This window comes from Pseudomonas sp. 50_B (assembly GCF_017491625.1).
Taxonomy (GTDB): domain Bacteria; phylum Pseudomonadota; class Gammaproteobacteria; order Pseudomonadales; family Pseudomonadaceae; genus Aquipseudomonas; species Aquipseudomonas danubii.
On sequence record NZ_JAFGYX010000239.1, the window covers coordinates 1 to 225 of the forward strand.

General features: G+C 60.4%; 1 protein-coding gene. It reads left to right on the plus strand.

Annotation, left to right across the window (positions count from 1 at the left end; translation table 11 throughout):
• Nucleotides 1–225, plus strand: a 225-nt coding sequence (locus J5M73_RS31785; RefSeq protein ID WP_207817088.1) for an amino acid permease, incomplete at both ends; no start/stop codon positions are given.

Below are 225 nucleotides of genomic sequence, written 5' to 3' on the forward strand. Positions count from 1 at the left end.
GCTGGGGAATTACCGCTGTGGGCATGCTGACCCTGGCGTTCGTTTTCCAGACCCTGGCCAACCGCAAGCCGGAGCTGGATTCCGGAGTCTATGCCTATGCCAAGGCCGGATTCGGCGACTACATGGGTTTCTCGTCCGCCTGGGGCTACTGGATCAGCGCCTGGCTGGGCAACGTCGGCTACTTCGTCCTGCTGTTCAGCACCTTGGGCTATTTCTTCCCGATCT